This window comes from Streptomyces sp. NPDC050636 (assembly GCF_040654775.1).
GTDB lineage: Bacteria > Actinomycetota > Actinomycetes > Streptomycetales > Streptomycetaceae > Streptomyces.
Map to the genome: position 1 here is coordinate 1 of NZ_JBFAIP010000189.1, position 5,547 is coordinate 5,547.

Sequence of the window (5,547 nt, forward strand, 5' to 3'; positions counted from 1 at the left end):
TTGCCGACGTATGCCTTCCAGCACCAGCGCTACTGGCTGGAAGCAGCAGCCACGTCCGCGCCCCTGGTGGGTGGCGACGGTGCGAGTACGGCGGCCGAGACGCAGTTCTGGGCCGCCGTCGAAGGCGGCGACCTGGCCCAGATCGCCGACACGCTCGCCATCGAGGACCAGAAGCAGCTCAGCGAGGTGCTGCCCGCGCTGGCGTCCTGGCGGCGCCGTGAGCTGGACCGGTCGGCGACGGCGGGTTGGCGCTACCGCGTGACGTGGGCGCCCGTCGCCGAGCAGGGCACCGCCCGCCTGTCGGGACAGTGGCTGGTCGTGGCCCCTGCAGGATCGGCCGGGGTGGCCCCTGCCGGATCGGCCGCTGCCGACCTGACGCAGGGATGTGTGGCGGCGTTTACCGCCCGCGGTGCCGAGCCCGTGGTCGTCGAGGTACCGGCCGGGACCGTGCACCGGCCCGACCTGGCCGCGCTGCTCGATCAGGCGCTGCGGAGCGCCGGTACGGAACCTGCCGCGCTGTCCGGTGTGGTGTCGCTGCTGGCGCTGGACGAGACGTCGGCGCCCGCCCACCCGGTGGTGACCGGGGGGCTGGCCGCCACGCTGGGTCTGGTGCAGGGCCTGGGTGACGCCGGGGTCGACGCACCGCTGTGGATCCTGACCCGTGGCGCCGTCGCCGCCGGACCCGGCGAGGTGCTGACCAGCCCGTTGCAGGCGCAGGCCTGGGGCTTCGGCCGCGTCGTCGGCCTGGAATACCCCGACCGTTGGGGCGGGTTGATCGATCTGCCCGCCGTACTGGACGATCGGACCGGCGCGCAGTTGGCGGCCGTGCTGGCCGGCTGCGACGAGAACCAGGTCGCGATCCGCCCGGCCGGGATTCTGGGCCGCAGGCTGACCCATGCCCCGCAGCCGTCGGCGAACGGGAGCAGGCGGTCGGCGCACGGAACCGCGCTGATCACCGGTGGCACCGGGGCGCTCGGTGGGCACGTGGCGCGCTGGCTGACCGGACGCGGAGTGGAGCGACTGGTGCTGACCAGCCGCTCCGGTCCCGGTGGAGTGGGTGTCGCGGCGCAAGCCGCCGAACTGGCCGCGCAGGGCGCCCGCGTGGACGTGGTGACCTGCGACGTGAGCAACCGGTCGGACGTCGCCGGGCTTGTGGACTGGACCGGTACGAGCGGCCCCGCGCTGTCCGCGGTGATACACACCGCGGCGGTGCTGGACGACGGCGTGATCGACGGCCTCTCGACGGAACGCCTTGAGACGGTGCTGGCGGCCAAGGCCGGCGGCGCGGCGTACCTGGACGAACTCACCGCGGATCTGGACCTGGACGCCTTCGTGCTGTTCTCCTCCGTGGTGGCCACGACGGGCGGCCCGGGTCAGGCCAACTACGCTGCTGCGAACGCGTACTTGGACGCCGTCGCCGAGAATCGGCGGAGTCGCGGACTGGCCGGGCTCGCGGTGGCCTGGGGCCCGTGGGCGGCCGGTGTGGCGCAGGGCTCCGAGGCGGCGCGGCAGCGGTTGGCCCGCAACCAGTGGGAAGGGCTGATGGATCCGGACCTGGCGGTTCGGGCCCTCGGCGAGGCGCTTGACGGCCCCGACACCGTGCTGACGGTGACGAACATCGACTGGTCCGTGATCCTGTCGACGCCGGTGTCGGCGGCGAGCCTGCTGGAGGTTCCGCTGATGCGGGACCTGCCGGAGATCCACCAGTTGGCCGCGCTCCTGGCGGACATTCCCGCCGTACCGGCCGAAGGGGATCTGGCGCGCCAACTGGCCGGTATGGGCCGGGCCGAGCAGCACCGGGTGCTGACCGAACTGGTTCAGGCCAAGGCCGCCCATGTGCTGGGCTACCCGTCACCCGAGGCGGTCGAGGCGGGCCGCGCCTTCAGCGAGCTGGGCTTCGACTCCCTGACCGCGGTGGAACTGCGCAACGACCTCAACACCGCGACCGGACTGCGGCTGCCCGCGACCCTGCTGTTCGACTACCCCAGCACAGGCGCCCTGGCCGAGTACCTCGAAACGGAGCTGCTGGGGGCCCTGCCGGACGACACCGCTGCGCCGACGGTGACGTCGGCCCCGTCCGTTGCCGACGAGCCCATCGCGATCGTCGGCATGAGCTGCCGCTACCCCGGTGGCGTGGCCGACCCCGATGGGCTGTGGGCACTGCTGACCTCCGGCGGGGACGCGATCTCCGGCTTCCCGGACGACCGCGACTGGGACCTGGAGGCCCTCAGCGACCCCTCGGGCCAGGGACGCACCTCGTACGTGCAGTCCGGCGGGTTCATCGAGGGCATGAGCGGGTTCGACGCCGGGTTCTTCGGGATCAGCCCGCGCGAGGCGCTGGCCATGGACCCGCAGCAGCGGATGCTCCTGGAACTGTCCTGGGAGGCGCTGGAGCGGGCCGGCATCGACCCGGAGTCGGTACGCGGCACCTCGACCGGCGTGTTCGCCGGCGGGTACGCGTCCGGATACGGCTACGGCGTGGACATCGAGGGCGCGGCGCACCTCATCACCGGCAACGCGACGAGTGTGCTGTCCGGCCGGGTGTCGTACGCGCTGGGTCTTGAGGGTCCGGCGGTGACGGTGGACACGGCGTGCTCGTCGTCCCTGATGGCCATGCACCTGGCCGCCCAGGCCCTGCGGTCCGGTGAGTGCTCGATGGCGCTGGCCGGCGGTGTCACGATCCTGGTGACGCCCGAGGGCTTCGTCGGCTTCAGCGAGCAGAGCGGCCTGGCGAGGGACGGGCGCTGCAAGGCGTTCTCGGCGGACGCGGACGGCATGGGCTTCGCCGAGGGCGCGGGCATGGTGGTCGTGGAGCGGCTGTCCGACGCGCGGCGCAACGGCCACAAGGTGCTCGCGGTGCTGCGCGGCTCCGCGACGAACCAGGACGGCGCGTCCAATGGCCTGACCGCGCCCAACGGCCCGTCCCAACAGCGGGTGATCCGGGCCGCCCTCGCGAACGCCGGGGTCCGCGCCGACGAGGTCGACGTCGTCGAGGCGCACGGAACGGGCACCAAGCTGGGCGACCCGATCGAGGCGCAGGCCCTGCTCGCGACGTACGGCCAGGAGCGGCCGTCGGATCGGCCGCTGCTGCTGGGCTCGGTGAAGTCCAACATCGGGCACACCCAGGCCGCGGCCGGCGTGGCCGGTGTGATCAAGATGGTGCTGGCGCTCCAGCACCAGCACCTGCCGAAGACGCTGCATGTGAACGAGCCCTCGCCGCACGTGGACTGGTCGGCGGGCGAGGTGCGGCTGCTGACGGATCCGGCGCCGTGGCCCACCAACGGCCGGCCGCGTCGGGCCGGCGTGTCCTCGTTCGGCCTGAGCGGCACCAACGCGCACATCATCCTTGAGGAAGCCCCTGTCGAGGCTGAGGCTCTCGTGGAGGACGAGGGGAGGGGTGCGCCCGAAGCCGTGGCTGTCGTGGAGACCGGTGGGGCTGGTGCGTGGCTGGTGTCGGGCCGGTCGGCTGAGGGGTTGACGGGGCAGGCGGGCCGGTTGCGTGAGTGGGTTGTGGCGCGTCCGCAGCTCGGACTGGCTGATGTGGGTTGGTCGTTGGCGGTGACGCGGTCGGCGTTCGAGCACCGGGCTGTGGTGGTGGGTGGTGATCGGGGTGAGCTCATCGGTGGCTTGGAGAGTCTGGCGGCTGGTGTGCCTGCGGGTTCGGTGGTGTCGGGGGTTGCCCGGCCGGGTGCGCGGGTGGTGTTTGCCTTTGCGGGACAGGGGTCGCAGTGGGTCGGTATGGGCCGGGAGTTGGCGGAGTCCAGCCCGGTGTTTGCGGCGCGGTTGGCTGAGTGTGAGCGGGCGTTGGACCCGTTTGTGGAGTGGGCGTTGAGTGACGTTCTCGCGGGTGTGGAGGGTGCGCCTGCGTTGGAGGCTGCGGATGTGGTGCAGCCGGTGTTGTGGGCGGTGATGGTGTCGTTGGCGGCGGTGTGGGAGGCCGCTGGTGTGTCGCCGGGTGCGGTGGTGGGTCATTCGCAGGGTGAGATTGCTGCGGCGACGGTGGCGGGGATGCTGTCGCTGGAGGATGGCGCCCGGGTCGTGGCGCTGCGTTCGCAGTCGTTGAAGGCCCTGGCCGGTGCGGGCGGCATGATGTCGGTGAGCCAGTCGGCTGCGGCGGTGGTAGAGCGCCTCCCGCGCTGGGGCGAGCGCCTGTCGCTCGCGGCGGTCAACGGGCCGTCCGCGGTGGTGGTTTCGGGTGAGCCCGAGGCGCTGGAGGAGCTGCAGGAGGAGCTGGAGGCCGAGGGCGTACGTGCCCGTATGGTCGCCGTGGATTACGCCTCGCACTCCGCCCAGATCGAGCGGCTGGAGGAGGAGATCCTCTCCGTACTGGCCGGGATCACCCCCCGTAAGGGCCGGGTGCCGATGGTGTCGGCGATGACGGGCGAGACCTTGTCCGGCGAGGAGCTGGATGCCGCGTACTGGTACGGGAGCCTGCGTGCCTCGGTGCACTTCGACCGGGCCGTGCGGACCTTGGCCGGGATGGGTCACCAGATGTTCATCGAAGTCACCCCGCACCCGGTGCTGTTGGGCGCGATGAACGACACGCTCGAAGAGGTTGCGCAGGACGCGGGCCCCGGTACTGCGGCGGGAGTGGTGTGCGGGACGCTGCGCCGCGACGACGGTGGCGCGAGCCGCCTGATCACGTCACTGGCCGAGGCGTTCGTGCACGGTGTCACGGTCGACTGGACAAAGCTGCTGCCGTCCGCGGACCGGGTCGAACTGCCGACGTATGCCTTCCAGCACGAGCGGTACTGGCCCCGTAAGGCCGGACCGTCCACGGGCGGGGACGCGGTGTCGCTGGGCCTGGGTGCGGTGGACCATCCGTTGCTGGGTGCGGCCGTCGAACTCGCTGGTGGTGCGGGCATGGTGTGCACCGGGCGGCTGTCGGTGCGTACGCATCCGTGGCTGGCCGACCACACGGTGGGCGGGGTCGTACTGCTGCCGGGCACCGGATTCGTGGAGATGGTCGTACGCGCCGGTGACCAGGTGGGCTGTGGACTGCTGGAGGAACTGACGCTGCAGGCACCGCTCGTGGTGCCCGCCGACGGCGGTGTTCAGGTCCAGGTTGTGTTGGCTGCCGCTGATGCCGACGGGCGTCGGACGGTCGAGGTGTTCTCCCGTACCGACGGCACCCAGGAGGTATGGGTCCAGCACGCCGGCGGCGTGGTCGCTCCCATCGGGGAAGCCCGAGGCGCCGAGGAGGACCTGTCCGTCTGGCCGCCGCGCGAGGCGACCGCGGTCGACATCAGCGGCATGTACGACGAGCTGGCAGGGGCGTACGGCTATGGTCCGGCGTTCCAGGGGCTGCGGGCGGTGTGGCGCCGTGGCGAGGACGTCTTCGCCGAGGTGGAGCTGCCGGAGGGGGTGGCCGAGGACGCGGGAGCGTTCGGACTGCACCCGGCTCTGCTCGACGCGGTGCTGCACGCCAGTGCCCTGGTCGGCGAGGCCGAGCAGGGTGTGCCGGGTCAGGTGCGGTTGCCGTTCGCGTGGACGGGTGTGGAGCTGCATGCCAGTGGTGCGTCGGTGTTGCGGGCGCGGCTGCGGCGT

1 protein-coding gene is annotated in these 5,547 nt (G+C 72.2%); it reads left to right on the forward strand.

The annotated features are described in order from the left end of the window. The coding region (locus AB0I10_RS40025) for an SDR family NAD(P)-dependent oxidoreductase (protein WP_363157668.1) at positions 1–5,547 on the forward strand (5,547 nt) is incomplete at both ends.